The sequence below is a fragment of the Ruegeria sp. AP7 genome, from assembly GCF_056539905.1.
This window is the reverse complement of the sequence record NZ_JBQFVT010000008.1, coordinates 79,820-104,349: the sequence shown is the minus strand read 5'-3', so window position 1 is coordinate 104,349 and position 24,530 is coordinate 79,820. Positions and strand designations below refer to the sequence as shown.

Annotated in this window: 22 protein-coding genes; 9 read left to right on the top strand and 13 right to left on the bottom strand. The window is 57.8% G+C overall.

The features are described from left to right. Positions 1–105 precede the first annotated feature (105 nt). From ACR0KN_RS14995 to yaaA, 3 genes are all read left to right on the top strand, one after another. Positions 106–393, top strand: a complete 288-nt coding sequence (locus ACR0KN_RS14995) for a YggT family protein (RefSeq protein ID WP_010438415.1) — start codon at positions 106–108, stop codon at positions 391–393. A gap of 78 nt (positions 394–471) precedes the next feature. Continuing rightward, on the top strand, positions 472–2,511 hold the full coding sequence (recQ, locus tag ACR0KN_RS14990; protein WP_480654652.1) for a DNA helicase RecQ: 2,040 nt from the start codon (positions 472–474) through the stop codon (positions 2,509–2,511). A gap of 33 nt (positions 2,512–2,544) precedes the next feature. Further along, on the top strand, positions 2,545–3,315 hold the full coding sequence (yaaA, locus tag ACR0KN_RS14985) for a peroxide stress protein YaaA (RefSeq protein WP_480654650.1): 771 nt from the start codon (positions 2,545–2,547) through the stop codon (positions 3,313–3,315). Here the strand turns inward: yaaA and ACR0KN_RS14980 are convergent. From ACR0KN_RS14980 to ACR0KN_RS14955, 6 genes are all read right to left on the bottom strand, one after another. Beyond that, the gene (locus tag ACR0KN_RS14980; protein WP_010438409.1) at positions 3,306–3,767 is read right to left on the bottom strand and encodes a VOC family protein; all 462 of its coding nucleotides are present in this window, start codon (positions 3,765–3,767) and stop codon (positions 3,306–3,308) included. The genes yaaA and ACR0KN_RS14980 overlap by 10 nt on opposite strands. A gap of 9 nt (positions 3,768–3,776) precedes the next feature. Next, complete coding sequence (locus ACR0KN_RS14975; protein WP_480654648.1) at positions 3,777–5,990, bottom strand: response regulator; 2,214 nt, start codon at positions 5,988–5,990, stop codon at positions 3,777–3,779. Positions 5,991–6,057: 67 nt separating this feature from the next. Continuing rightward, entirely contained in the window at positions 6,058–8,100 is a 2,043-nt protein-coding gene (locus ACR0KN_RS14970; RefSeq protein WP_480654646.1) for a hypothetical protein, read from the bottom strand. Continuing rightward, the gene (locus tag ACR0KN_RS14965) at positions 8,097–10,859 is read right to left on the bottom strand and encodes a DUF4159 domain-containing protein (RefSeq protein WP_480654644.1); all 2,763 of its coding nucleotides are present in this window, start codon (positions 10,857–10,859) and stop codon (positions 8,097–8,099) included. The genes ACR0KN_RS14970 and ACR0KN_RS14965 overlap by 4 nt, the downstream gene beginning before the upstream one ends. Next, positions 10,856–11,731 carry a DUF58 domain-containing protein gene (locus tag ACR0KN_RS14960; RefSeq protein ID WP_480654642.1) on the bottom strand — a complete coding sequence of 292 codons (876 nt, stop codon included), beginning with the start codon at positions 11,729–11,731 and terminating at the stop codon, positions 10,856–10,858. Before ACR0KN_RS14960 ends, ACR0KN_RS14965 begins: the two co-directional genes overlap by 4 nt. After that, positions 11,728–12,735: an AAA family ATPase gene (locus ACR0KN_RS14955; protein ID WP_170774624.1), complete on the bottom strand. Its 1,008-nt coding sequence runs from the start codon at positions 12,733–12,735 to the stop codon at positions 11,728–11,730. Before ACR0KN_RS14955 ends, ACR0KN_RS14960 begins: the two co-directional genes overlap by 4 nt. A 64-nt stretch (positions 12,736–12,799) precedes the next feature. Between ACR0KN_RS14955 and ACR0KN_RS14950 the strand changes: the two genes are divergently transcribed. Continuing rightward, positions 12,800–13,378 (top strand): DUF1285 domain-containing protein, encoded by a 579-nt coding sequence (locus ACR0KN_RS14950; RefSeq protein WP_480654640.1) that lies wholly within the window; start codon positions 12,800–12,802, stop codon positions 13,376–13,378. Here the strand turns inward: ACR0KN_RS14950 and ACR0KN_RS14945 are convergent. Continuing rightward, positions 13,336–14,394, bottom strand: coding sequence for a DMT family transporter (locus ACR0KN_RS14945; protein ID WP_480654638.1), 1,059 nt, complete (start codon positions 14,392–14,394; stop codon positions 13,336–13,338). The genes ACR0KN_RS14950 and ACR0KN_RS14945 overlap by 43 nt on opposite strands. 95 nt (positions 14,395–14,489) lie before the next feature. Between ACR0KN_RS14945 and ACR0KN_RS14940 the strand changes: the two genes are divergently transcribed. Next, a complete protein-coding gene (locus ACR0KN_RS14940; protein WP_480654636.1) occupies positions 14,490–15,245 on the top strand; it encodes a hydroxypyruvate isomerase family protein in 756 nt (251 codons plus the stop codon). 71 nt (positions 15,246–15,316) lie between these two features. Next, entirely contained in the window at positions 15,317–15,547 is a 231-nt protein-coding gene (locus tag ACR0KN_RS14935) for a DUF2798 domain-containing protein (RefSeq protein ID WP_010438389.1), read from the top strand. A gap of 45 nt (positions 15,548–15,592) precedes the next feature. Here ACR0KN_RS14935 and polA read toward each other — a convergent pair whose 3' ends face one another. From polA to ACR0KN_RS14920, 3 genes are all read right to left on the bottom strand, one after another. After that, positions 15,593–18,394: a DNA polymerase I gene (gene polA, locus ACR0KN_RS14930; protein ID WP_480654634.1), complete on the bottom strand. Its 2,802-nt coding sequence runs from the start codon at positions 18,392–18,394 to the stop codon at positions 15,593–15,595. A gap of 104 nt (positions 18,395–18,498) precedes the next feature. After that, entirely contained in the window at positions 18,499–19,164 is a 666-nt protein-coding gene (locus ACR0KN_RS14925) for a YrbL family protein (protein WP_480654632.1), read from the bottom strand. 41 nt (positions 19,165–19,205) lie between these two features. Next, entirely contained in the window at positions 19,206–19,391 is a 186-nt protein-coding gene (locus tag ACR0KN_RS14920; RefSeq protein WP_170774615.1) for a zinc-finger domain-containing protein, read from the bottom strand. Positions 19,392–19,478: 87 nt separating this feature from the next. Here ACR0KN_RS14920 and ACR0KN_RS14915 point away from each other — a divergent pair, with 87 nt between their 5' ends. After that, positions 19,479–20,471: an ABC transporter ATP-binding protein gene (locus ACR0KN_RS14915; RefSeq protein ID WP_480654796.1), complete on the top strand. Its 993-nt coding sequence runs from the start codon at positions 19,479–19,481 to the stop codon at positions 20,469–20,471. Here the strand turns inward: ACR0KN_RS14915 and ACR0KN_RS14910 are convergent. Continuing rightward, complete coding sequence (locus ACR0KN_RS14910; RefSeq protein ID WP_480654630.1) at positions 20,468–20,935, bottom strand: DUF1203 domain-containing protein; 468 nt, start codon at positions 20,933–20,935, stop codon at positions 20,468–20,470. The genes ACR0KN_RS14915 and ACR0KN_RS14910 overlap by 4 nt on opposite strands. A 197-nt stretch (positions 20,936–21,132) precedes the next feature. Here ACR0KN_RS14910 and ACR0KN_RS14905 point away from each other — a divergent pair, with 197 nt between their 5' ends. Continuing rightward, positions 21,133–22,071: a DMT family transporter gene (locus ACR0KN_RS14905; RefSeq protein ID WP_480654628.1), complete on the top strand. Its 939-nt coding sequence runs from the start codon at positions 21,133–21,135 to the stop codon at positions 22,069–22,071. A 53-nt stretch (positions 22,072–22,124) separates the two neighbouring features. On the opposite strand, the gene ACR0KN_RS14900 is transcribed toward ACR0KN_RS14905, so the two are convergent. Beyond that, complete coding sequence (locus tag ACR0KN_RS14900) at positions 22,125–23,237, bottom strand: S-(hydroxymethyl)glutathione dehydrogenase/class III alcohol dehydrogenase (RefSeq protein ID WP_010438374.1); 1,113 nt, start codon at positions 23,235–23,237, stop codon at positions 22,125–22,127. A 129-nt stretch (positions 23,238–23,366) separates the two neighbouring features. Between ACR0KN_RS14900 and ACR0KN_RS14895 the strand changes: the two genes are divergently transcribed. Next, positions 23,367–23,654, top strand: coding sequence for an I78 family peptidase inhibitor (locus tag ACR0KN_RS14895; RefSeq protein WP_170471504.1), 288 nt, complete (start codon positions 23,367–23,369; stop codon positions 23,652–23,654). A 2-nt stretch (positions 23,655–23,656) separates the two neighbouring features. On the opposite strand, the gene ACR0KN_RS14890 is transcribed toward ACR0KN_RS14895, so the two are convergent. Then, positions 23,657–24,382 (bottom strand): SDR family NAD(P)-dependent oxidoreductase, encoded by a 726-nt coding sequence (locus ACR0KN_RS14890; protein WP_480654625.1) that lies wholly within the window; start codon positions 24,380–24,382, stop codon positions 23,657–23,659. Positions 24,383–24,530: the final 148 nt, after the last annotated feature.

The following is a 24,530-nucleotide window of genomic DNA, read 5'->3' as shown; positions in this document are numbered from 1 at the left end:
CATAAGAGGGGGCTTTGCGGTAATTCGCAAGCGTTGTGTTGCTGCAGACTTGCTCTTTGGCGCAGGCGCGCTTAGGTCTCTGGGCAATTGACGAACGGAGTGCCCATGCTGTCGCTGATCCAAATCCTGCTTTTGATCCTAGACATTGTCTGGTTCATCATTCTTGCCCATGTGATCATGAGTTGGCTGATCAACTTTCAGGTTCTTAACCTACACCAGCAACTGGTGGCGCAAATCTGGTATGGGCTGAACCGGATATTAGAACCGATCTATAGCCCCATCCGTCGCATCCTGCCCAACATGGGCGGTCTGGATCTGACACCTCTGGTCGTGCTGATCGGGGTCTATGCCCTGCGGATCATCCTGATCAACAATGCGGTCTATTTCTACTGACCTCTTGTTCACCGAATCTTAGTATGTGATGGTCCTGTCTTAAGAGCAGATAAACCTTAATACAGGACCATCCGGCGCATGTTCGACTCCGCACCCTTGTTGCGAGACGTCTTTGGATTCGACGACTTCCGCCCCGGGCAGGAAGAGATTGTCGATGCCGTGGCCGCGGGCGAAAACGTGCTGGCCATCATGCCCACCGGCGGCGGGAAATCCCTATGTTTTCAATTGCCTGCGCTGTTGCGCGACGGGGTAACTGTGGTGATATCTCCGCTCATCGCCTTGATGCGCGATCAGGTACGTGGGCTGCAAGAGGCCGGTGTCGAGGCAGGCACGCTCACCTCGGGCAATACACCTGAGGAAACTGATGCCGTTTGGGATGCTATAGAGGGTGGTCGGCTCAAGCTGCTTTATATGGCGCCGGAACGGCTGGCTGCAGGGTCTGCACTGGGAATGCTACGTCGGATCAACGTCAATCTGATTGCCGTGGACGAGGCGCATTGTGTTAGCCAATGGGGCCATGATTTTCGCCCTGATTACCTGCGGATCGGAGAGCTGCGTCGCACGTTAAATGTACCGCTGGCCGCTTTTACAGCAACAGCGGATGCGGAAACGCAGGAAGAGATCGTCGAAAAGCTGTTCGACGGTGTTGAGCCGCGTAAATTCCTGCGCGGGTTTGACAGACCCAATATCCATCTGGCCTTTGCGGCCAAGGATGGACCGCGCAAACAAGTCCTCGATTTCGCTGCCGCCCGAAAGTCCCAATCCGGCATCGTCTATTGCGGCACCCGCAACAAGACCGAAGTGCTTGCGCAAGCCCTGCGCGCCGAAGGTCACACGGCCTGCCACTATCACGGCGGGGTGGAGGCCGAAGATCGCCGCATCGTCGAGACCCGCTTTGCGCGCGAGGATGGGCTGATCGTCGTCGCCACTGTCGCGTTTGGCATGGGCATCGATAAGCCCGACATCCGCTGGGTTGCTCATGCGGACCTGCCTAAATCGATCGAAGCTTACTATCAGGAAATCGGCCGTGCCGGGCGCGATGGTGGTCCTGCCGAAACCCTTACGTTGTTTGGCCCTGACGATATCCGACTGCGCCGGGCGCAGATCGACGAAGGGCTGGCCCCACCTGAACGGCGGATGGCGGATCATGCACGCCTGAATGCGTTGCTTGGATTGGCCGAAGCCCTAAAATGCCGCCGCCAGACCCTGCTGGGATATTTCGGAGAACAGATCGAACCTTGCGGCAAATGCGATCTTTGCGACAGTCCTCCTGAAGTGTTCGATGGCACCACGCCGGTTCGCATGGCCCTGTCCGCTATTCTGCGCACAGAAGAATGGTTCGGCGCGGGTCATCTGATCGACATCCTGTTGGCCAATGAGACCGACAAAATCCGCGCGCGGCGACACGACAACCTGTCAACCTACGGCATCGGCAAAGACTGGTCGCGCCCGCAATGGCAGGCGATCTTTCGGCAGATGATGGGCCACGATCTGGTCCGTCCCGACCCCGAGCGCCACGGTGCCTTGCGTATGACCGAATCCGCCAAACCAATCCTGAAGGGTGAGGCGCAGATTGACCTACGTAAAGACACGATCCGCAAAGCCACCCGTCGTCCCGCAGTCAAGGCGATGGTGTCCGAGGAGGACGCGCCGCTGCTCTCGGCGCTCAAGGCCAAGCGGCGCGCACTGGCCGAGGCCGCGCGGGTTCCGGCCTACGTCATCTTCCCAGATCGCACCCTGATCGAGATGGCGGAAACCCGACCTGCAAATCTGGACGATATGGCCCGGATCAGCGGCATTGGGGCAAAAAAGTTGGAGCGCTATGGTGCGACCTTCCTTGAGGTGCTGATCGGCGCGGTAGAAGAGCTGCACCCGGCACGGCGCAAGCTTGCCGGCCGCGATCAGGGCGACATCTACGATCAGTTGCTTGAGGTTCAATCACAATTGTCGCGGGGCCCCGACGGGATCGACAAACCGCTGAGCTGTTCGGCATCGCAACTGGCCAAGGTGGCGCAATTGCGCCCGGATGATCCACGAGCGATGGAGCAAGTTCTGGGCGACCGTCGTCACGAAAGGTTTGGCGCGGCGTTTCTGGACGTGCTGCAGCAAGCGGGCTAGATACGCCTGAGCAGGCGAGAAACGAGGGTGGATATGCTGGTAGTGATTTCCCCGGCCAAGCGGCTGGATTGGGCAGAACGAAACGTCGAAGTCACCCAACCCGATTTTCAGGATGACGCGATCCGCTTGTCGAAGACCGCCCGCAACCTGACCTTGGGCGATCTGAAAAAGCTGATGGACCTGAGCGACGACTTGGCCCGCCTGAATCGGGACAGGTACCGGGTATTTTCAGACGCGCCGGAAGCAGATGCAACGCGCCCTGCCGCTTTGGCCTTTGCAGGCGATACCTATCAGGGGCTTGAGGCCGCATCGCTGGACGCCGACGAAATGGCCTGGGCACAAGATCATTTGCGCATCCTATCTGGGCTTTATGGTGTATTGCGCCCACTGGATGCCATTCAGGCCTATCGGCTTGAGATGGGCAGCAAACTGAAAACCCGACGTGGCAAAAACCTTTATGAATACTGGCGCGATCAACTGAGCAAGGCGCTGAACGCCCAAGCTGCTGAGGCTGGCAGCAAAGTTCTGGTGAACTGCGCCAGCCAGGAATATTTCAGCGCAGTCGACCTGAAAGCGCTGAAGCTGCCCGTTGTGACCCCGGTATTCATGGAGGACAAGGACGGCACCCCCAAGATCGTCAGCTTCTTTGCAAAGAAGGCGCGTGGTGCGATGGCCCGGTACATCATTCAACATCGACTGACCGACCCCAAAGGCCTGCTGGATTTTGATAGCGGCGGGTACGAATACCGGGCCGATCTGTCGGAAGACGACAAACCCGTGTTTGTACGCTCCTATCAGGCCTGATCAAGCATCGAAGGATCGTAAGCCACAAGTTCCACCGTGTTCCCCTCGGGGTCTTGAGTGAAGATGCCGCGCCAGCCGATCCAGCCGAAATGCTCAACCCGATAGGGCTGCCCGATTTGGTCGTACCAGCGCATGACCGCGTCCTGCTCGGCAAAGGGCACCGACAGCGCGATATGGTGCAGGGCCGAAGCGCCCCCTGTTACCGGCACTGTCTCGCCAGTCTGCTCTGGTCCACGCTCAGAGCCAACTGATTGGTGAAACAGGGCCAGCACCTGTGTATGCCCGCCGAACCCTTCGGCGATCCGAAAAAAGGTGATGGCGCTGTTATGGTCGCCTTGCAGCCGCTGCAACCCGATCACCTTCTCATAGAATTGCACCATTGCCGCCATATCGGCGCAGCGAATTGCAATCTCACCCAATCCTCGGGGGCGAAAACCGCGCTCATCTGACATCAATCGATCCTATGCTGTGCCTTCACTGCCTGCACCGACCGCACGAGCCTCAGCAGGCCGATGTTCCAGTATCATCTTGTGGATCAGTTTCTTGTGCAACGGTTTGGTCAGGTAATAGTCAAGCCCCGCCGCCAGTATCCCCTGGTCATCCCCTGTCATGGCATGGGCCGTCAAGGCCACGATGGGAACATGGCGATCTGTTCCGATCTCGCGTCGCCGGATTTCACCTGTCGCATCTTTGCCATCCATCTTCGGCATCGAGATATCCATGAAGATCAGATCCGGATCAAAGCTGGTGAAGGTTTCGACCGCCTCCAACCCGTTGGAGACGAATTTCAAATCGATGTTCAGGTCCTTGGTCATCTTTCGAAGGATCAGCTGATTGGTTCGATTGTCTTCGGCTGCCAGAACCCGCATCAGCCTCTGCTCCTGCGGAACTTGTGCATTAGTCTCGAGATTAGAGGCGCAGTCGTCACTGCGATCCGGCTTGAATACAGGCGCGCCCAGCGCCATCAGCCGCGAATACAGCTCGGCGCGCGGGATGGGTTTTTGCAACACACCATTAATGAGCCGATGGGCCGGATCGGCGTGGATCACACCGGGATTGGCCGACATCACTACGATTGGCAGATCACCCCATCCTTTGTCACGCAGAGTGGTGGCAAGCTCCAACCCATCCATGTCTGGCAGATCGTGATCGCACAGGACCAGATCAATGGTTTTGTCCATTGCAGACAGCGCCTCGGCCCCCGTCGAACAGGTCAGCGCCTGAGAGCCGAGGCGGTCTAATTGCTTGGTCAGGATGGCACGGTTGACGGCCATATCTTCGACCACCAGAACACGCCCCAATTGCCCCGCCAAATCGGGTGGAACAGGTTGCGGACCTTCAGCAGTGGGCAACGATATGCGGAAACCGAAGCAAGATCCTTTGCCCGCATCGCTTTCGACCCAAACGGCACCGCCCATCATCGAGATCAGACGCTTGGTGATCGCCAGCCCCAGACCCGTGCCTTCGAACTGGCGGTTTTGCGCATCTTCGACCTGATTGAATTCACCAAAGATGTGCGGGACCTTGTCAGCCTCAATCCCGATGCCCGTATCCTCGATGGCCACGTGGATATCGCAGCGTTCTGTGGTCATGTCTGGTACGCCTGTCACACGGATCAATACATGGCCTTGTGCGGTAAACTTCACCGCGTTCCCCACGAGGTTGGTCAGAATCTGACGAATCCGCCCCGGATCACCTACAAAAAGCGTGGGCAGGAACAGGTCATAATCCACTAACAAGGTCAGGCCTTTGTCGCGTACGCTAGGCTGCAACAGCATAGCGACCTCGAGGATACAGCGTTCAAGATCGAACTGCTCGGGGTGCAGCGTGAGCTTGTCGGCCTCAATCTTTGAATAGTCGAGAACATCGTTGATGATGACCAGCAGCGCCTCGCCTGAATTACGAATTGTGCTGACATAGAGCCTTTGTTCTTCGTTCATCGGGGTTTCGGTCAGCAGTTCGGTCATGCCGACGATCCCGTTCATCGGAGTGCGAATCTCGTGGCTCATATTGGCCAGAAAGGCGGATTTGGCGCGGTTGGCAGCCTCGGCGCGTTCACGCGCGGCGTTCAGTTCGGCCTCATGCCGGACCGAGGCGGTGATGTTCAGCGCAAGGCTCAGCACGTCGCCGCCGTGGCCCCGCTGATCGATCAACCGGATATATTGGCCGTTCCACAGCTGGATCACCTCGGGTTCGGGGTGCGGTTGCGCCCAGCGTGCGAACATACGGGCCTGCCAGTCCGCGATCTTTTCCGCGCCGATATCCACGATCCCCTCAAGGGTCAGAATTTCAAGAATACGCGGATAGGTAATCCCCGGCGCGACCTCTTCCAGCCCATCGAAAACGCTAAGGTAAGCGGCATTGGCACCGATTAGTGTGTTGTTGCCATCGAAAAATGCAAACCCGTCGGGGATGGTCTGGATCGAGTGCCAAAGGCGACGTTCAGCCACCTCTATCTTGGCATTGGCTACGGTCAGATCTGATTTGACCTTTTCGTTTTCATCGCGAACCGTCGCAACCTCGGCCTGAGTCTCATCGATCTGACGTGTCAGAGCGATGGCATGACGCCCCAGTTTGCGGTTGGCGGCAGAGAGCTCGGCCTGTTTCAGATGCAACAGGCGCTCAGCAGCCAATCGCGCGCGCCGTTCCCGCGCCAGTTTCTCAGCAAGACTCATGTAAAAATTTCCCGCGATAATCTGTCCAGAGCATCGCGGGAGAGCATGAAAAAGTGCTTAAGCCGCGCTAGCGACGCCCCTCGCGCAACCAACCGGCCAAGAGGAACCCACCGGCCAGCAGCAACACCAGCCAGGGGGGAAGCAACCCGGCCTGTGTAACATCGCGGGTTTCGTAGGCGTCGCGCGGTGTCAGCCCAATCCAGCCCCGTCCTGCTGCCGGTCGGCCCACACGGACGTTTCGGATTGAGGGCAGGCCCTCTTCCACCCGAATCGTACCCCCGCGCAGGCTGGCCAGAACCGGGCTTAGGATTTCACCGGTTGCGATCGTGCGCTCGAATTCCTTGGGTGCGGCAGGGCCAAGACCAATCACGGCGGAATGCTCACCCTCTTCCAGACGGTAAAGGCCAATTTCGGGGCCGAAATACTGCGCCTCAAACCGACCAGGCGAGACCTCGTTCAGCGTGATATCCAAGGTGTCGCCGTTAGGGCGGGTGACGGTGACGGGGCCAACCTCATCCTCCAGCGTCTGGCGGATGATACGCATCGACTGGCCATTCGCTTCGGCCCACAGCGCCTCTTCCTCAAGCTCAGGTTCTTTCATCATCCAGTGGGCCAGCCTGCGGAGTAGCTCCAACTGGGGGCCACCGCCCTCAAAACCGCGACTCCACAGCCAAGCGTGATCAGAGGCCATCAGCGCCACACGTCCTTCGCCGACGCGATCCAGTACTAGCAACGGACGGTCATCCACGCCGGTCATTAGCATGTCGCCGGATAGCTGGCTGACGTCAATCTGGCGCAGCCATGCGCCCCATGTTTCAGAATCGCCCAGGTCGGTAGTCACTGGGTGACGCTGGCCCAGATCGGTAACCATAGGCACATACCGTTCCTCATAGACCCGTGCGCTGGGTTTTGCAGGCAGGACCGGCCCAAGCGGAGAGCGGAACAGGCTGTCCGCAGTGGCAAAATCGGGGCCAGCCGCGACCAACACCGCGCCGCCGTTGACGATATAGTCGCCCACGTTGTCCAGATAGATCGCAGGTAGGATGCCACGCCGCTTGTAGCGGTCAAAGATGATCAGGTCGAAGTCATTGATCTTTTCCAGAAACAGCTCACGCGTCGGAAAGGCAATCAGTGAGAGTTCATCCACCGGGACGCCGTCCTGCTTTTCCGGTGGCCGCAGGATGGTGAAATGGACCAGATCAACCGAGCTGTCGGATTTCAACAGATTGCGCCACGTGCGCCCGCCGGGATGCGGCTCGCCCGACACCAGCAAGACGCGCAGACGATCCCGCACGCCGTTCATCTGGATAAGGGCGGTGTTGTTGCGTTCGGTCAACTCGCCTTCGGCCTGCGGAACCGAGAACTGGATGACGTTTCGCCCACCATGCGGCAAGGTAATCGGCAACTCTACGTCCACACCGATGGGAATGGTGAAGCGCTCAGGCTCAGCACCGTCGACCGAGATCTCAAGCGGCGCGTTTGTGACACCGACAGGCGCTACGCCGGTATCCTCGACGCGCAGGGTAAGCGTTACAGGCTCTCCGATTATGGCGAAGGCAGGTGCATTGCGCACGATCAGCCGACGATCCCAATCACTCGCACGCCCTGTCTGTAACAAGTGCATCGGCGCAGGTAGGTCAGGAGCTTGGTCTGCGTCGTGCACTATACCGTCTGAAACCACGATGATGCCTGCAATCCGCGCCCGGGGTTCTTCGGCGAGGGCCGCGTTCAGAGCGGCCATGACTTGCGTGCCCTCATCCCCGTCGCCGTCATCAACCCGAATGCGGCGCAGCTCGGTATTGTCGCGGGCTTCGATTTCAGCCGCAAGCTCGTTTGCGGCCTGAATGGTCTGTTCAGCACGATCCGACAGGGTTTGGCTGGCGCTTTCATCTTCGATCATCAGCACGATATCCGTCAGCGGCGCGCGATCCTCGACCTGATAAACTGGGCCGCTAAGTGAGGAGAGGACAACCAAAGCAGCCAAACCACGCAACGCCCAACCCGACAAGCCACGCCAGAGCGCCAGCACTACCCCGGCAAGCGCGATGGCGGCGACAACGGCCAAGACGGGCCATGGGATCAGCGGATCAAAGATGACGGTACCGGTCATTGCCCCAACCTATCCAAAAGGGCGGGCACGTGGACCTGATCGGATTTGTAGTTTCCGGTCAGTACATGCATCACCAGATTAACGCCGAAGCGATGGGCCAGTTCACGTTGCCGTTCGCCAGCATAGCCGCGACCCACAGGCAACAGGGACTGACCGTTGCGATCCACCGCCCAGGCCCCGGCCCAGTCATTGCCCCCGATCACTACCGGAGTCACGTTGTCATTGAGATTGCGGAACGGCATCCCCTCGATCTGCTCGGCATTCGGCGGCGCAGCTTCGACCCAGACTTCGGTGCCGGAATAGCGACCGGGGAAATCCTGCAGCAGATAAAAGGCGCGAGTGAGAACATGATCACGCGGAACCGGCTCTAATGAGGGGATATTTAGCGGCGCAGCCAATTGCTGCAGCTTGCGCCCATTGGGGCTTGACGCCCCGAAGCCAGCGATGTCGGCGTCGCGTGTGTCAAACAGGATCATCCCGCCTGATCGCAGATAGGCGTTGAGCTTGGCATAGGCCTCGGCCGAAGGTTGCGGCTGATCGGTTGTGATCGGCCAATAAAGCAGTGGAAAGAACGCAAGCTCATCGCGTTCCAGATCGACCCCGATGGGATCAGCAGGCTCGACCGAGGTGCGATAATGCAGCGTTTGAACGAGCCCGCGCAGCCCAGCCAGCGCGATATCATCTACTTGCGCATCGCCCGTCAGGACATGCGCCAGTACGAGTTCCTGCGTCGCATTCAGCGCGAAATCGGTATCATCCGGCGTCTGCGCCTGCGCATCCGGAACAACCAGCAATGCGCCCAGCATCACGGCTGCCGCGCGCGCCAGACCCAAACGTCCGGAAAGAGCCAATGACGCGATCACGTCAATCGTCAACAGCACAAGCGAAAGGCTAAGCAACAGACCCGCCAACGGCGTCTCTGTTGTGATATCCTGCCCCCGGATCGGGACATCGGTAGGCCAAACGGCTGGCGTCAGCACCGCATCCTCGGCCAACACATTCCGTGCAAGTTTCTGCTTGCCGCTTTCATATAGGCCCGGGCGCAAGTCTGGTCCGATCTGGCCCGAGACCAGCTCGACCCCATCCACGCCGGCCAATGTTCCGGCATCGGTCAGAGTACCAAAACCATCCAGTATCTGAACCGGCTCCCACACTGTTCCCTGCATCTGCGCCTCTTGCCGAGATTTGGCGGCTGAAGCGACGGCCAACCGGTCCAACATCTCCACAAATAGGCCAGATAGTGGCAGGCTTGACCATTCCGCATCCGCCGTAACATGGAACAGCACCACCTGCCCCAATCCTAAGGGTTTGCGGGTAACCAAAGGCGTACCATCGGAGAGTGACGCAATCACCCGATCGGCCAGATTAGGGTCTGGTTGTGCCATCACCTGAGTTGTTACCGTGACATCCTCGGGTATGGTTAGCCCGTAGAATGGCGAGTTTTCTGAGAACGGCGCTAAACCTTTGGCCTCGCCCCAACTCATCGCGCCGCCGACGGAACGGCCACCGCTACGCAGACGCACCGGCAGCAAATCATCTTCTTCATCTCGACCCAGATCGCTTGCGGCCATACGCGGTCCAGCAAAGCGCAGCAGAAGGCCGCCTTGTTCAACCCACTCAATGACCTCAGCCTGTTCTGAATCAGAAAGCCTCGCCACATCCGCGAGCACGATCACATCCGGGTTGGCGGGGAGGACTTCAGTCAAACCTCCTTCGACAAAATCAGCGGTTGGGATCAACACCTGTGTCAGATAGTGGAGCGGTGAAAGCAGCTCTAACCCTTCACGGTTCAACGTGCCCGCAATCAGCGCCACTTCGCGCCGCCTCAGGCTGTCATCTGTTAGGGTCACCGCACCGGCAGAGCGCTGGCCCTGAAGCTCGAACCGTGTAATTCGAGCGCGCAATTCCGAGGGCAGCGCGAGATCGATTTGCGCCTGTGTATAGCCGCTTTCAAACTCCAGTGACGTGGATTGCAGCACGCGCATCGCGCCCGCTGGATCGCGCCCTTGCGCCAGCACAGTAACGCTTTCGGCTGGGCCCGGATTGGCACGTAGAACGCGAAGCTGGATCGCTCCGTCCTGATACGTTGCAGGCAGGATCGCGGTCGCGGATGCGGGGGATTGATAAACGATCACTTCGCCCCGCCCCTGCAGGGCCGAAACCAGACGATCATGACCCTCAAACGCCAACTGATCGGAGAACCAGTGGGTGTCAAAACCACCTTCTACCTGCTCCAGTGCGGCCAAAGTTTGGGGAATCTGTGCTTCGGTAGGTTGCCAAGGCATCGGTGTAAGACCTGGCAATCGCCCGCGCCAAGCTTCGGCGGCCTGAAACACAGGTGGCTCAGGTTCGGTCAGGCGTAAGATCGAGACCGGGCGACCAGCACGGCCGGCTTCGGTCAGTTGTGCATCGATCTGATCCAGCGTCGATGACCAGCGCGTCGCACCTGCCCAGCTGGCATCCAGCACCAGCAGCAACGGCCCGGATCCAGTTTCATCGCGCGAGGGATTCAGTACCGGCCCTGCCAGCCCGATGATGATTGCCGCTGCCGCCAGCATTCTGAGCAGCAACAGCCACCATGGCGTGCGGTCCGAGACACTTTCGTCGTCCTTCAGGCCCAACAACAACGTCACAGCCGGGAACAGGCGACGGATTGGCGCTGGTGGGACAGCGCGCAGGATCAACCAAAGGATCGGCAGGGTCAGAAGCCCCAGCAGCACCCAAGGCGCGGTAAAGCCAATGCCCGCCAGAACTGTCATTGCGCACCCCCATCCAAGGCGCGATAGAGCCACAATAGAGCCGATTGTGCACTGTCACCCGTATGGTGCAGCCCCATCTGCCAGCCGGTCGCGCGGCAAAGATGCGTCAATGCGTCTTTACGCCGTGCAAGGCGATCCAGATAGCGATCTCGTAGGTCTGCAGCTTTCAAAGTCTCATGCCGGGCAGTGCCGCCGACGCTTTCAAAGATGGTACGCCCGGAATAGGGAAAGGATTCCTCGCTGGGATCCAGAAGCTGCATTAGAACGCCGCGAACACCTCGGTCGGCTGCTTTGGTAAGCGCCAACTCAACCTCATCCAGCGGTCCCAGGAAATCCGAGATAAACACTGCGCGCGCATGCGGAATCATCGCGCGGTGTTCGGGTGGAGCATAATCGGTTTGCGAATCCTCAGACCAGGCCTGCGCCAATCTTATGATCTGTGCATTGCCCCTGCGTGGGGGCAGGGTTGTTCCCGTCAAACCAACGCGTTCACCGCCTCGCACCAGCAGGATGGCCGTTGCGAGCCCCAGCAGGCGGGCGCGGTCGATCTTGGTTGGCAAGGTCTTGTCTGAAGCAAACCGCATCGACGCACCCTGATCGACCCAAAGCATGATCGACTGCGCAATCTGCCATTCACGCTCACGTACAAATTGCTGATCTCCGCGGGCCGAGCGGCGATGGTCGATCATCCGGCGACTGTCGCCGATCTGCGCAGGGCGGTATTGCCAGAAATCATCCCCCAGACCCGAGCGTCTGCGCCCGTGATCTCCCAACAACACGGTTCCGGCCAGATGTTCGGCGCGCGCCAAAAGGGGTGGCAGCCGGGACGCCTCGGCCTCGGATCGTTCGCGTAGGGTCTGGGCGGCGTTCACGCCGCAGCCTCGGTGCGGACCAGACCGGCAGCGGTGGATTCGATCAGGTCAGACAGGCTGTCGCCTCGTGCTCGGGCTGCAAAGTTCAGCGCCATGCGGTGGCTGAGAACCGGACGCGCCATGGTCAGCACATCCTCGGCATTGGGGGCCAGTCGACCTTCCAGCATCGCATTGGCACGTACGGTCATCATCAGCGCCTGCGCAGCACGCGGGCCGGGTCCCCAAGCGACGGTTTCCCTCACCCGCTCGGACGCGCCTGCCTCATCCGGGCGGAAGGCACGGACCAGATCGAGGATCAGTTCGACAACCGACTCTCCAACCGGCATCCGGCGCAACAGAACCTGTGCGGCCAGTAATTCTTCCTTAGTGAAAATCTGATGCGCCTCTGCTTCTTCGACACCGGTTGTGGCCAGCAGAATGTCGCGTTCGGTCTGGCGATCCGGATATTCCACATCAACCTGCACAAGGAAACGGTCAAGCTGAGCTTCGGGCAGCGGGTAGGTCCCCTCCTGCTCAATCGGGTTCTGCGTGGCCAGCACATGGAATGGCACGCCCAAGTCCCTATCCTCTCCTGCAACGGTCACCGTGCGTTCCTGCATCGCCTGCAGCAGCGCTGATTGGGTCCGCGGGCTAGCGCGGTTGATCTCATCTGCCATCAGCAGCTGGCAGAAGATCGGGCCGGAAATGAACCGGAAATGGCGGCTGCCATCCTCGGCTGTGTCCAATACTTCGGATCCCAGAATATCCGCTGGCATAAGGTCCGGGGTGAACTGGATGCGATTGCCATGCAGGCCCATGACCGTCGACAGCGTCTCGACCAGCCGTGTCTTGCCAAGCCCCGGCAATCCGATCAACAGCGCGTGACCGCCGCACAACAAGGCGGTCAAGGTCAGATCGACGACCTTTTCCTGCCCGATAAAGCGGCGGGTGATCGAGGCTTTGGCCTCTTGCAGCTTGTTTTCCAGCGCTTCGATCTCGGACACGAGGTCGGCAGGTTCGGACATGAGGTTCCCTTCCGTGGACTGTTATGATTGAAGTGTATCGCGCTGAGAGGAAATGGCAAAAGCAATGAGCGGACAAAAACCCGTGACCCCCTCGCCCGACGGTCTGGCGGCATCGGTCAAAGCGGCCCAAAAACAGGGTTTACCGCCTGTTCACCTGTGGAATCCTCCGTTTTGCGGCGATCTGGACATCCGGATCGCAAAAGATGGCTCTTGGAGTTATCTAGGGTCACCCATCACCCGGTTCGAGCTTGTGAAGCTATTTTCCTCAATTCTTAAGAAAGAAGAGGGCAAGTATTTTCTGGTTACCCCGGTCGAAAAGGTGGGAATCACCGTCGAGGATGCGCCGTTCATCGCCGTCGATTTCGATCAGGATGGTGAGAGTTACGCCCAGCGCCTGACGTTTACCACGCAGGTGGGCGATACAGCCACTGCTGGGCCCAATCACCCAATCCGCATTGTATTTGATGCGGAAACAGATGAGCCGTCACCATACATATTGGTTCGCGACAACCTAGAGGCGCGCATCGATCGCAAGAGCTTTTACCGATTGGTTGAGATCGGCAACCATCATGACGGTTGGTTCGGTGTCTGGTCTGAAGGTCAGTTTTTTCCGCTGATCGCCTCTGCTGCACTTGAAGATTGAACCGGTCGCGGCTTGCGGTCTTGTGCCAACACCACCGCCAGCGCCACGATCGCCGCACCCAGCGCACGGGTCCAGTTCCACTCTTCTCCCAACGCCATCATGATCACCATCACATAAAATGGCGCGATGTTGATATGGAATGAGGCCAGCGCCACTCCCAATTTCCCAACAGATGCGATGAAGAAAAATTGGCTCAGGCCCAGTGAGAACAAAGCATAGAAAACCAACATTCCCATCTGTGCTGCGTCGACCGGCCGAGTGAGCATGACTTCAAACCCCAAAAAACCGGCCACCGGCAACAGTACGACCGCGGTCAGCAACCCTCCGACAAGCGTAATTGTGCAACGGCCCAGCTGGCTGAGCTCGGGGAAATCGCGCGCCGTTGCCATGCTGGCCCAACAAAACAGCGCGGTCGACACCACGGCGCAAACCGCACCGATCCCCAACTGCGCAGGTGCGACGGCGCTGGTCGCAATCAATCCGCCTAGGATCGAAATTCCCATACCTATCGCAAATTTCCACCGCAATCGTCGTGTCCCTGCTGCCAGTTCCAACAGCGTCGCGATCAGAGGTGCGCAAGAAGCGATGATTGCAACCGTGACCGGGTCGGTCAGCTTTTGCGCGACCAGGATTAGAAACATCCCTGTTCCAATCCCCAAACCGCCAACAAAAAAAGCATGCCCCCAGCGGGCGCGCAGAACGCGCGCTGGCCCATCCAACAGTATCCAGATCGGCATCATCACCAGAACCGCAAGCATCATACGCGCCGCAAACAGCGCTATTGGCGGCCAGGTTTGCAGTAAAACTTCAGCGGCTGGAAAACCCGCCGCCCAGGTCAACATTGATGCAACCGCTAACGTGTTCCCGGCAAACGCGGCTTGACTGTTATCGGATACAGCAAGGGTGTTCCCGCGCGCGGGTTCAGGGCTCATTGCCATCGTATTCAGACCTTTTGTTGACGCAGCCCCCTGCACCGAGGCACCGCTTGAACCAAAGGTTTTCTGATTCGAAGCCATTGATCTGGCCGATTTTCGACAAACTGTCGTTTTCCGTCTCTTTTAGCCGCCTAACTTGGTCGATATGCTCAGACACTCAGGAGACCGCGCACCCAATGCCCAAATTTGCCGCCAATCTTTCGCTGTTATTTACAGAGTTGCCCTATCTCGACCGGTTTTCAGCCGCCGCACAGGCCGGGTTTACGGCGATTGAAATTCTGTTTCCTTACGATCTGGCCGCCAAGGAAACCCGCAGGGCGCTATTGGCGAACGGGCTTGAACTGGTGCTGATCAACGCTCCACCGCCAAACTATACTGGTGGCGAGCCGGGATATGCGGCCGTTCCCGGTGGCACAGCCCGATTTCAATCCGACATCCGACGCGTTCTACGCTATGCCAAAGTTCTAAAGCCTCAATATATCCATGTAATGGCGGGATACGCCTCGGGAGAAGAAGCACTTGCGTGCTTTGTTGAAAACCTGCAATGGGCCGCAGATTTCGCGCCCGACCAAATGTTCACGATCGAGCCACTCAATCCCGTTTCACAACCTGACTACTTCTTGAATGACTATGAGCTTGCCGCAGACGTTCTCGATCACGTTGAACGGTCAAATGTTGGCCTGCAATATGACAGCTTTCACGCGCAAATGATCCATGGCGACGCACTTACAATCTGGGACCGCTTCAAGGCTCAGATCGTCCACGCACAGATTGGGGCCGCGCCAGATCGCTCGGAACCCGGACGAGGTGAAATGGATTTCGCGGCCCTGTTTAAGGCGATGGATCAATCTGATTATCAGGGTTGGGTCAGCGCCGAATACACGCCCTCAACCCGGCGAACCGAAGACACTTTGATCTGGTTACGTCAGTAAAGCCATGAAGAAGGCTGGATTTTCTTCCTGAAATGTCGCAATTAAAACGTCGACACCCAAGGACAGCACTCATGATCCCCGCCCGATTTGCCAATGCTTTGTTCGCCCTGATCATGTCGGGCCTGATGTCTTGCGTCGTCACGGGTATCGCAACGGTCAAGGCTATTGGCTTCGGTCCGTCGACATTCGCGGATTGGATGGGTTCATGGGCATTTTGCTGGCCAATCGCCTTCACAGTAATCCTGACGCTGGGACCATCCGTAAAACGACTAATCGCGCGCCTGGTCAGGCCCGAGGCCTGACCCGCTGCAAAGAGGGCCTGCAGGGCCTGATGAGCAGCGCCGCCCTTAGTGCGCTTCGGCCCAGTTTGCACCCTGACCGGCGTCGACAGACAGTTTAACGTCCAGTTTGACAGCTGGGTCCGACGCCCCCTCCATCACATCGCGCGCGATTGAGATCGTTTGATCCACGGCATCCTCAGCCACCTCGAACAACAATTCGTCATGAACCTGCAGCAACATTTTGGCGGGCAATCCGTTGATCGCATCAGGCATCCGCACCATCGCGCGGCGGATCACGTCCGCTGCCGTACCCTGAATTGGAGCGTTAATCGCGGCCCTTCTTGAGAAGCCTGCATGCGGGCCTTTTGCGTTTATTTCTGGCGTATGGATCTTCCGCCCGAACAGGGTCTGCACATAGCCATGTTCTTTGGCGAATGCGACAGTGTCGTCCATATAGGTCCGAATACCTGGGAAACGTTCGAAATAGCGGTCAATGAATCCCTGCGCCTCGGCGCGCGGTATGCGCAGATTACGGGCCAGGCCAAAACCCGAGATACCATAGATCACACCAAAGTTGATCGCCTTTGCCTGACGACGGATATCAGGCGTCATCTCATCCAACGGCACATCGAACATCTCGGATGCGGTCATGGCATGAATATCCAAACCATCCGAAAACGCCTGCTTCAGGGTCGAAATATCCGCAATATGAGCCAATATCCTCAGCTCGATCTGGCTGTAGTCCAAACTGACCATCACATTGCCCGGTTCGGCAATAAACGCCTCACGAATGCGACGCCCTTCTTCCGTTCGTACCGGGATGTTCTGCAGGTTGGGATCAGTTGAGGCCAGACGGCCGGTGTTCGCCCCGGTGATCGAATAAGACGTGTGCACCCGGCCTGTATCCGGGTTGATATGTGTTTGCAGCGCGTCGGTATAGGTTGACTTCAGCTTGGAGAGCTGCCTCCAGTCCAACACCCGACGGGGAAGTTCATGTTCGGTGGCAAGATCCTCCAAGATATCGGCCCCGGTCGAATATTTCCCGGTTTTGCCCTTCTTGCCTCCCTCAAGACCCATCTTGTCGAACAGGATCTCGCCCAGCTGAGCAGGCGAACCAACGTTAAAGCTCTCACCGGCCAATTCGTGAATTTCAGCCTCTAATCCGGCCATTTTCTGGGCAAAGGCGTTGGACATGCGGCTAAGAACATCGCGGTCGACCTTGATGCCGTGCATCTCCATTTCTTTGAGAACCGGCACCAATGGACGTTCGAGGGTTTCGTAAACCGTGGTCACCTGCACCTGATGCAGTTGAGGCTTGAACAGCTCCCACAGACGCAGGGTGATATCCGCGTCTTCGGCAGCGTAGGCCGTAGCCTCGTCAATCGGAACCTTGTCGAAGGTGATCGCCGACTTGCCGGATCCCAGCAGTGGCTTGATCGGGATCGGCGTGTGGCTCAGATAGCGTTCTGACAGCGTATCCATGCCATGCCCATGCTCACCGCCGTGCATGGCGTATGACATTAGCATCGTGTCATCGATGGGGGCGACGTCGACGCCGTATCGCTTAAAGATCTTGGCGTCGTATTTCATGTTCTGTCCGATCTTCAGGATCGATGGATCCTCAAACATCGGTTTCAGCAGGTTTAAAGCCTCATCCATCGGCATCTGTCCATCGGCCATCGCGTCGGAGCCAAACAGATCATCGGTCGCGCTTTCGCGATGGGTCAACGGGATGTAGCAGGCCTCACCGGCCTCGACACATAGCGAGATACCCACCAGATCGGCGATCATTTCATTCAGGCCGGTGGTCTCTGTATCTACCGCGATCCAGCCACGCTCATAGGCCTGATCGATCCATTTCTGCAAAGCAGCAGCATCGCGCACGCATTCGTATTTCGAGGCGTCAAACGGCAGGGCCTCGGCCTCTTCCGCTTCAACAGGCGCAGGGGCATCTGCGATCACCGGGGCTTCGGCCCCCAGCTTGCCGGCGATGCGCTTGGTGAGGGTGCGGAACTCCATCTCAGCGAGAAAACCCAGCAGGGTCTCTGCATCGGGATCTTTCACCTCCAAGTCATCCAGCGTGAAATCTAGTGGGGTGTTTTCGTCCAACTGCACCAGCTTCTTCGACAGCTCGATCTGGTCGCGCTTTTCGATCAGGGTCTGACGACGCTTGGGCTGTTTGATCTCTTCCGCGCGATCCAGCAGGGTTTCCAGATCGCCATATTCATTGATCAGCAGCGCGGCCGTTTTAACGCCAATGCCCGGGGCACCCGGCACGTTATCCACTGAATCCCCTGCCAAAGCCTGCACATCCACAACTCGTTCGGGCCCGACGCCGAACTTCTCGACGACTCCATCGTGATCAATGCGCTTGTTCTTCATCGCATCCAGCATCTCAACACCGCCGCCCACCAGCTGCATGAGATCCTTGTCAGAGCTGACAATGGTCACCCGCCCACCGGCCTCACGCGCCTGAACGGCGAGGGTGGCGATGATGTCATCGGCCTCGTACCCCTCAAGCTCTTTGCAGGCGATATTGAAGGCCTTCGTTGCCTCTCGGGTCAGCGGCATCTGCGGGCGCAAATCCTCGGGCATCGCCTCACGGTTGGCTTTGTACAAGTCGTACAGATCATTCCGGAACGTGTGCGAGCCTTTGTCAAAGATCACCGCCACATGAGTCGGCGCATCAGGACCGGAATTTCCTTCGACATATTTCTGCAGCATATTGCAGAATCCCGACACGGCCCCAATCGGCAACCCATCCGATTTCCGCGTTAAAGGCGGCAGCGCATGATAGGCGCGGAAGATAAAAGCTGATCCATCAATTAGATGCAGATGGCAGCCTTTTCCGAATTGGGTGCTAGTCATATGAGGCTCCTGCGCTGGGTTGCGCCAAGTTGTACAGAAGGGCTGAACGAAAGACGAGGCCGCTTGGCCAATTCGTTCCGACCTATTACGCCAGAAGACTGGTCTCAGCTATTTGAAAAAGCGCGCTGGTCCGCATTCCAGGTCAAACCTGCTTTTTGCGCAATCATCGCAAACTGTTTGTTCAGCGAGCGATCATTTAGATGTCGGGACAAGCTGCGCAGCGGGATGAGGTTCCGCTCCCCATATCCGTCGATCAGAAAACAGGCTGGGCCTGCGCCCCGCGTCCCGAATACGATATTCGAGCGTTTAATGTCGCGCGCGACAATATGAAGGTCGAACATCTGCCCGACAAAGACATTCAGCGCCTCCAACGCCGTGGCGTCCAACCCGCCGCGACTGACTTCACTAAGCTTGGGCGCAAGCCCGCCATCAAGGCCTGCGATGCGCTCCACAACCACGCCCGCCCCGCGCGTGGTCTGAACCACGCCCAACATTCTGGACAAGGGGGAGTGTTCAATATCCGCCCCGAGTTTCAGCGACACGCGAAGCTCGCATTCCAGTTCTTTCAGGGTGCTGCGATATTGCGCCTCGGGGAAAAGTCTCCACACGAGTCGCTTGCCAAGCCTGTGCGAAACGCGGTCTTGAGATCGGGTGAAAACCTTGATCAGAAGGTCGGGTTGTCCGGGAAAATCAAAGACACTGCGAACGGTCCCGTTGGCAATTGGCTGGCTCTCGGAAAGGTCAATCGTTTTGGCTGTGAACAGCATCATCTATCCTCGCCAATTACGACCGCACGCCTTCCTGGCCGCCCTTAAGCGCCCTGGCCAGAGACCGCTCCGCGCAGCACGTACTTGCAATCGCAATAAGGGCACTCGACCCAGCCGGTGTCTTCAGGGATCTGCAGCCAGACACGCGGATGGCCCAGTGCACCCTCTCCGCCATCGCAGGCGACGCGGGTTGTGTCGACAATCTTGGTTTCCGGCGCTTCGATGGTCACGGCTGGCGATCCTTCTTTGGTTGTCGGCCTCGCGGGCATGTATTAGGTGCGTTTATGAGCGATGAGCAATCCGGGGGCAAGGGCCACATGGCCGATGCGGCAATCACAATCAACGCGCTGCGCAAGACCTATCGCGGCAGCAAGGGTCAGCCCGAGAAACAGGCGCTGAAAGGTATCGATCTGACAGTGCCCCGGGGATCAGTGTTCGGCCTGCTTGGCCCGAACGGCGCCGGTAAATCGACTCTGATCAACATTCTGGCGGGGCTGGTGGTCAAAACCTCGGGCAGCGTCTCGATCTGGGGCTTTGATCAGGATCGGAACCCGCGCCAATCCCGCGCCGCCATTGGCGTGATGCCGCAAGAATTGAACCTGGATCCGTTTTTCACACCGCGCGGCGCATTGGAGGTTCAGGCCGGACTGTACGGTATTCCCAAGGCAGACCGGCGCAGCGACCAAATCCTCGACCTCGTAGGGCTTGCCGACAAGGCCGAGGCCTATGCCCGCACGCTGTCGGGAGGCATGCGGCGGCGTCTGCTGCTGGCAAAGGCGTTGGTGCATCATCCGAAGATTCTGGTGTTGGACGAGCCGACCGCGGGCGTGGATATCGAACTACGGCAGATGCTGTGGGCCAATGTGCGCAAGCTGAACGAACAGGGCATGACCATCATCCTGACCACGCATTACTTGGAAGAAGCGCAGGAGATGTGTGATGAGATCACCATCATCAATCACGGCGAAAAGATCGCGCAGGACAGCACCGCCAATCTGTTGGGCCGCATGGACAGCAGGACAATGGTGATTGTGCCGGATCGCCCTATTCAGGCTCTTCCAACGGCAGAAAACGTGACTGCGGCACAACGTGAGAATGGCGATCTTGTGCTTCAGTATCACAGCAATCTGACCACGGCCGAGCAGGTACTGGAGGCAGTACGTCAGGCCGGTATCCGCATTCAGGATGTGCGGACCGAAGAGGCCGATCTTGAGGATGTGTTCCTAGCTCTCACTTCAAGCCGGGCCGACGACCTGCCAGTCGACGACCCGAACCAACCACGTCGCGGGATGCATCGCGTCAAGCTTTAGGCACGATCAATCCGCGCGTGATAGCAGTTGTTCAGCGCTGATCGGACATGGATGTATGCAACGTCAGCACGATCAAATATGTTCGCGACCGCTTCCTGAAACTGCGCTTGAGGCGCAATGATGCCGGTTCCATAGACGATACGATCGTCCGATCCATACCCTTTGATCAAGTAGTTCGGCGAGCTGGTCAGCGTTTCGGGAACCCCATCTTCATCCTCGTGGCGCGCGCAAGGTTCAGCACATAGAAAGATCGGACCGGTTTCCGCATAGGGCTGAGTTTCCGCAAAGGGCCTGTGCGCCAGTACCAGCATTTCTTTGCCCTCTGGTATGTATTTCAAGCAATGACGGCAAGGATTTCCCCCACCGTCAGAAATTGCGCGCTCTGGCTGGTTTCCATAACCATCAGGCCCGCCGGAACGGTAGGCCTGAACTTGTTCGGTCGGTAACGCTGCAATCCTGTACATGATGTATCTCCTTGATTTTGAGAGATCATGACCATCACTTACCGCTGGTTCGACCCGTTTCCTGCGCATTGCAAAATTTGCAATGCAGCTTGCCAAGATATGTTAGCGGTAAAATTAGGGCTACCCGTCGCGGCAAATTGAGTCTAAGCAATCATCAAACACCCCAAACGAATTCTTCCGTGATTGAGGCCTCTGATATGAGCGCTCAGAACTCCACCCTTCGTGGGCTAGCCTTTGCGTTCCTGGGCTTTGCCGTCTTTGCCACCCATGATGTGTTCATCAAAGTGTTGGGCGGTACCTATTCGGTATTGCAGATTATTTTCTTTGCCACTTTGTTTTCGTTTGTTCCGATGGCAGTGACTATTCTGGCTGACAGAACGACTGGCAACTTCGTGCCGCACCACCCGTGGCTGGTGCTGCTGCGATCCGCCTTGATGGTCACTGCGATGTCCTGCGCGTTCTACGCCTTTTCGGTCCTGCCGTTGGCCGAGGTCTATTCGCTGCTGTTTTCCTTCCCTCTGATCGTTACCGTCCTCTCGATCCCAATTCTTGGCGAAGTGGTCCGCGCTCAGAGATGGGCTGCAGTCGGTGTCGGCCTGATCGGTGTCCTGATCGTCCTGCGCCCAGGCGCAACCGATATTACATTGGGCCATCTGGCAGCCCTGTCCGCAGCCTTCTGCAGCGCGTTCGCCTCGGTTCTGGTCCGCAAGATCGGCAATGAAGAGCGGTCGGCTGTTCTGATCCTCTACCCGATGCTGCTCGCCATTGTGGTCATGAGCATCGCCCAACCAGCAGTGTATCAACCACCCTCACTGCTGCATCTGGCGATGATGGCATTAGTCGGCGTGCTCTCAGTGATTGCACAGCACCTGATCATCCTCGCCTACCGAGCCGCTCCGGCAGGGGCCGTTGCCCCCAGTCAGTACAGCCAAATCATCTGGGCTACGATTTTCGGCGTAATATTCTTTGGCGAACACCCGGATATCTGGGTCGCGGTCGGCGCAAGCATCATCATCGCTTCTGGTGTTTTTGTGGTTTGGCGTGAAAGCCGGGCGAACACGACTTCGGCCAATACGCCGGTATTGCGCGTGCGATCCCCACGCTCGGACACAGGCGCAACACGACCGGGAGAATGAAAGCGGCGCGCCCGAAAGCGCGCCGCATCTGCTTGTTCGATTGGTTTAAAGCCTTAGTAAACGACGACCGATCGGATACTCTCGCCCTTATGCATCAGGTCAAAACCATGATTAATATCGTCCAGGCCCATGGTGTGTGTGATCATTGGATCAATCTCGATTTTTCCGTCCATGTACCAATCGACGATCTTCGGAACGTCGGTCCGGCCACGCGCGCCGCCAAATGCGGTACCACGCCAAGAACGACCGGTGACCAGTTGGAACGGACGGGTCGAGATTTCGGCACCTGCAGGCGCCACGCCGATGATGATCGATTCACCCCAGCCTTTGTGGGCCGACTCAAGTGCAGCGCGCATCACGCCTACATTACCGGTGGCGTCAAAGGTATAGTCCGCGCCGCCCTTGGTTAGGTTAACCAGATAAGGCACCAGATCACCTTCCACTTCGGACGGATTGACGAAATCAGTCATGCCGAACTTGGTGGCCATTTCCACCTTGGCCGGGTTGAGGTCGACACCGACGATCTGATCGGCTCCGGCTAGGCGAAGGCCCTGAATGACGTTCAGGCCGATACCACCCAAACCGAACACGATGGCACGGCTGCCGATTTCCACCTTGGCGGTATTGATCACCGCACCGATGCCGGTCGTCACACCGCAACCGATATAGCAAATCTTGTCGAAAGGCGCGTCCTCGCGCACTTTGGCCAGCGCGATTTCCGGAAGAACCGTGTGGTTCGAGAAGGTTGAGCAACCCATGTAATGCAGGATCGGATCACCATCCAGCGTCGAAAAACGCGAAGTGCCATCGGGCATGAGGCCTTGGCCCTGCGTCTCACGGATTGCCTGGCACAGATTGGTTTTGGGGTGCAGACAATATTCACACTCACGACATTCAGGAGTGTAAAGCGGAATGACGTGATCACCCGGCTTTAGGCTGGTCACGCCCGGACCAACCTCGACCACCACACCTGCACCTTCGTGGCCCAGAATGGCGGGAAACAGGCCCTCAGGATCCGCCCCAGACAGGGTGAATTCATCGGTGTGACAGATGCCTGTCGCCTTGATCTCGACCAGAACCTCACCCGCTTTGGGGCCTTCAAGGTTCACGTCCATCACTTCCAAAGGTTTGCCTGCCTGAACGGCAACGGCTGCACGGGTTCGCATGGTGCATATCTCCCTGTCTGTTTTGCCCGACCCTGCGTCAATTGCAGGGTTTTTTCAACTGCACTTTCGTGACAGGTTGGCTAAATCTTTGATATTTCAGAAACGACACCACCAGAAAGTCCTGCGCCAATGTACCGTTTTTTTCCGCTCGTGATCCTACTAACCGCTTGTACCGAGGGCTCTGTTCCGCAAAATGAAACGCTTGCATCGGAAGATGTGGCTGTCGATTTGGCCTTCTGTAAGGGTGAACCTTTTGCTGATGCAATCGGCCAGCCGGTCTCAACCATACAGGCGCAACTTCCCGAACGGTCACGCGTTCTGGGCCCGGATGATATCGCCACTCAGGATTATCGCATCGATCGGCTGAACGTCTATGTGAATGGCTCAGGCACCATTCAAAGACTTACCTGCGGATGAAATCACTTGCCCCGATAGACCAGAATGTCAGGCACGTAGTCGATCAGGCGGATAATCCAAGAAAATGGGGCCGGAAAATCGGTACGGAATCGGCGATGGGACATCGCCCGGACCACCCGATCAGCAGCATCTTCGGGCGTCATTATCATGGGCATGTTAAAACTGTTCTTGTTGGTTAGACGGGTTTTGATGAATCCCGGATTGACGATCCGGACAGTGACGCCTGTACCTGCCAAATCATGGCGCATCGTCTCGGCCAGCGAGATCAGGGCAGCTTTGCTGGAGCCGTAAGAGATCGCATTGGGAAGCCCATGATACCCGGCTAGCGATCCGATCAGGGTGATGTCTCCATTTCCCTTTTGAACTAAGTCAGGCACCGTTTCGCCCAGAACACGCAATGCGCCGAAATAATTAACGTCACTGATCGCCAAGGCGGCTTCGGTGTTCCAATCGGCCGTATTGATCGGATCATAGGTGCCCGCATTGTAGACAAGCCCATCAAATGCGCCGACCTCAACCACAGCACGGCAGACAGCATCAAGATCGGTCACATCAAATGGGACAGCACGTGTATTGGGCAACTTCTCACAAATCTCGGCCAGTCGTGACGCATTGCGCGCCGACAAGATAAGACGCGCCCCTTGACGGCTAAGCGCCTCGGCCAGCGCTTTGCCTAGCCCTTCGCTGGCACCAATGATCCAATAGGTCTTTCCGTCAAATTTGCTCATTTAAGGACCTTTTTCGCACCGCTGAGTTCAATACGGCGCGATGATTATTTTGGATCACGCGTAGTGTTCTGAGCATAGGGCAGTCATCATCACGTAGTGCGATGGAAAAAAACTTCTACCCCGGTTGATCCAGTACACCATTCCCTGC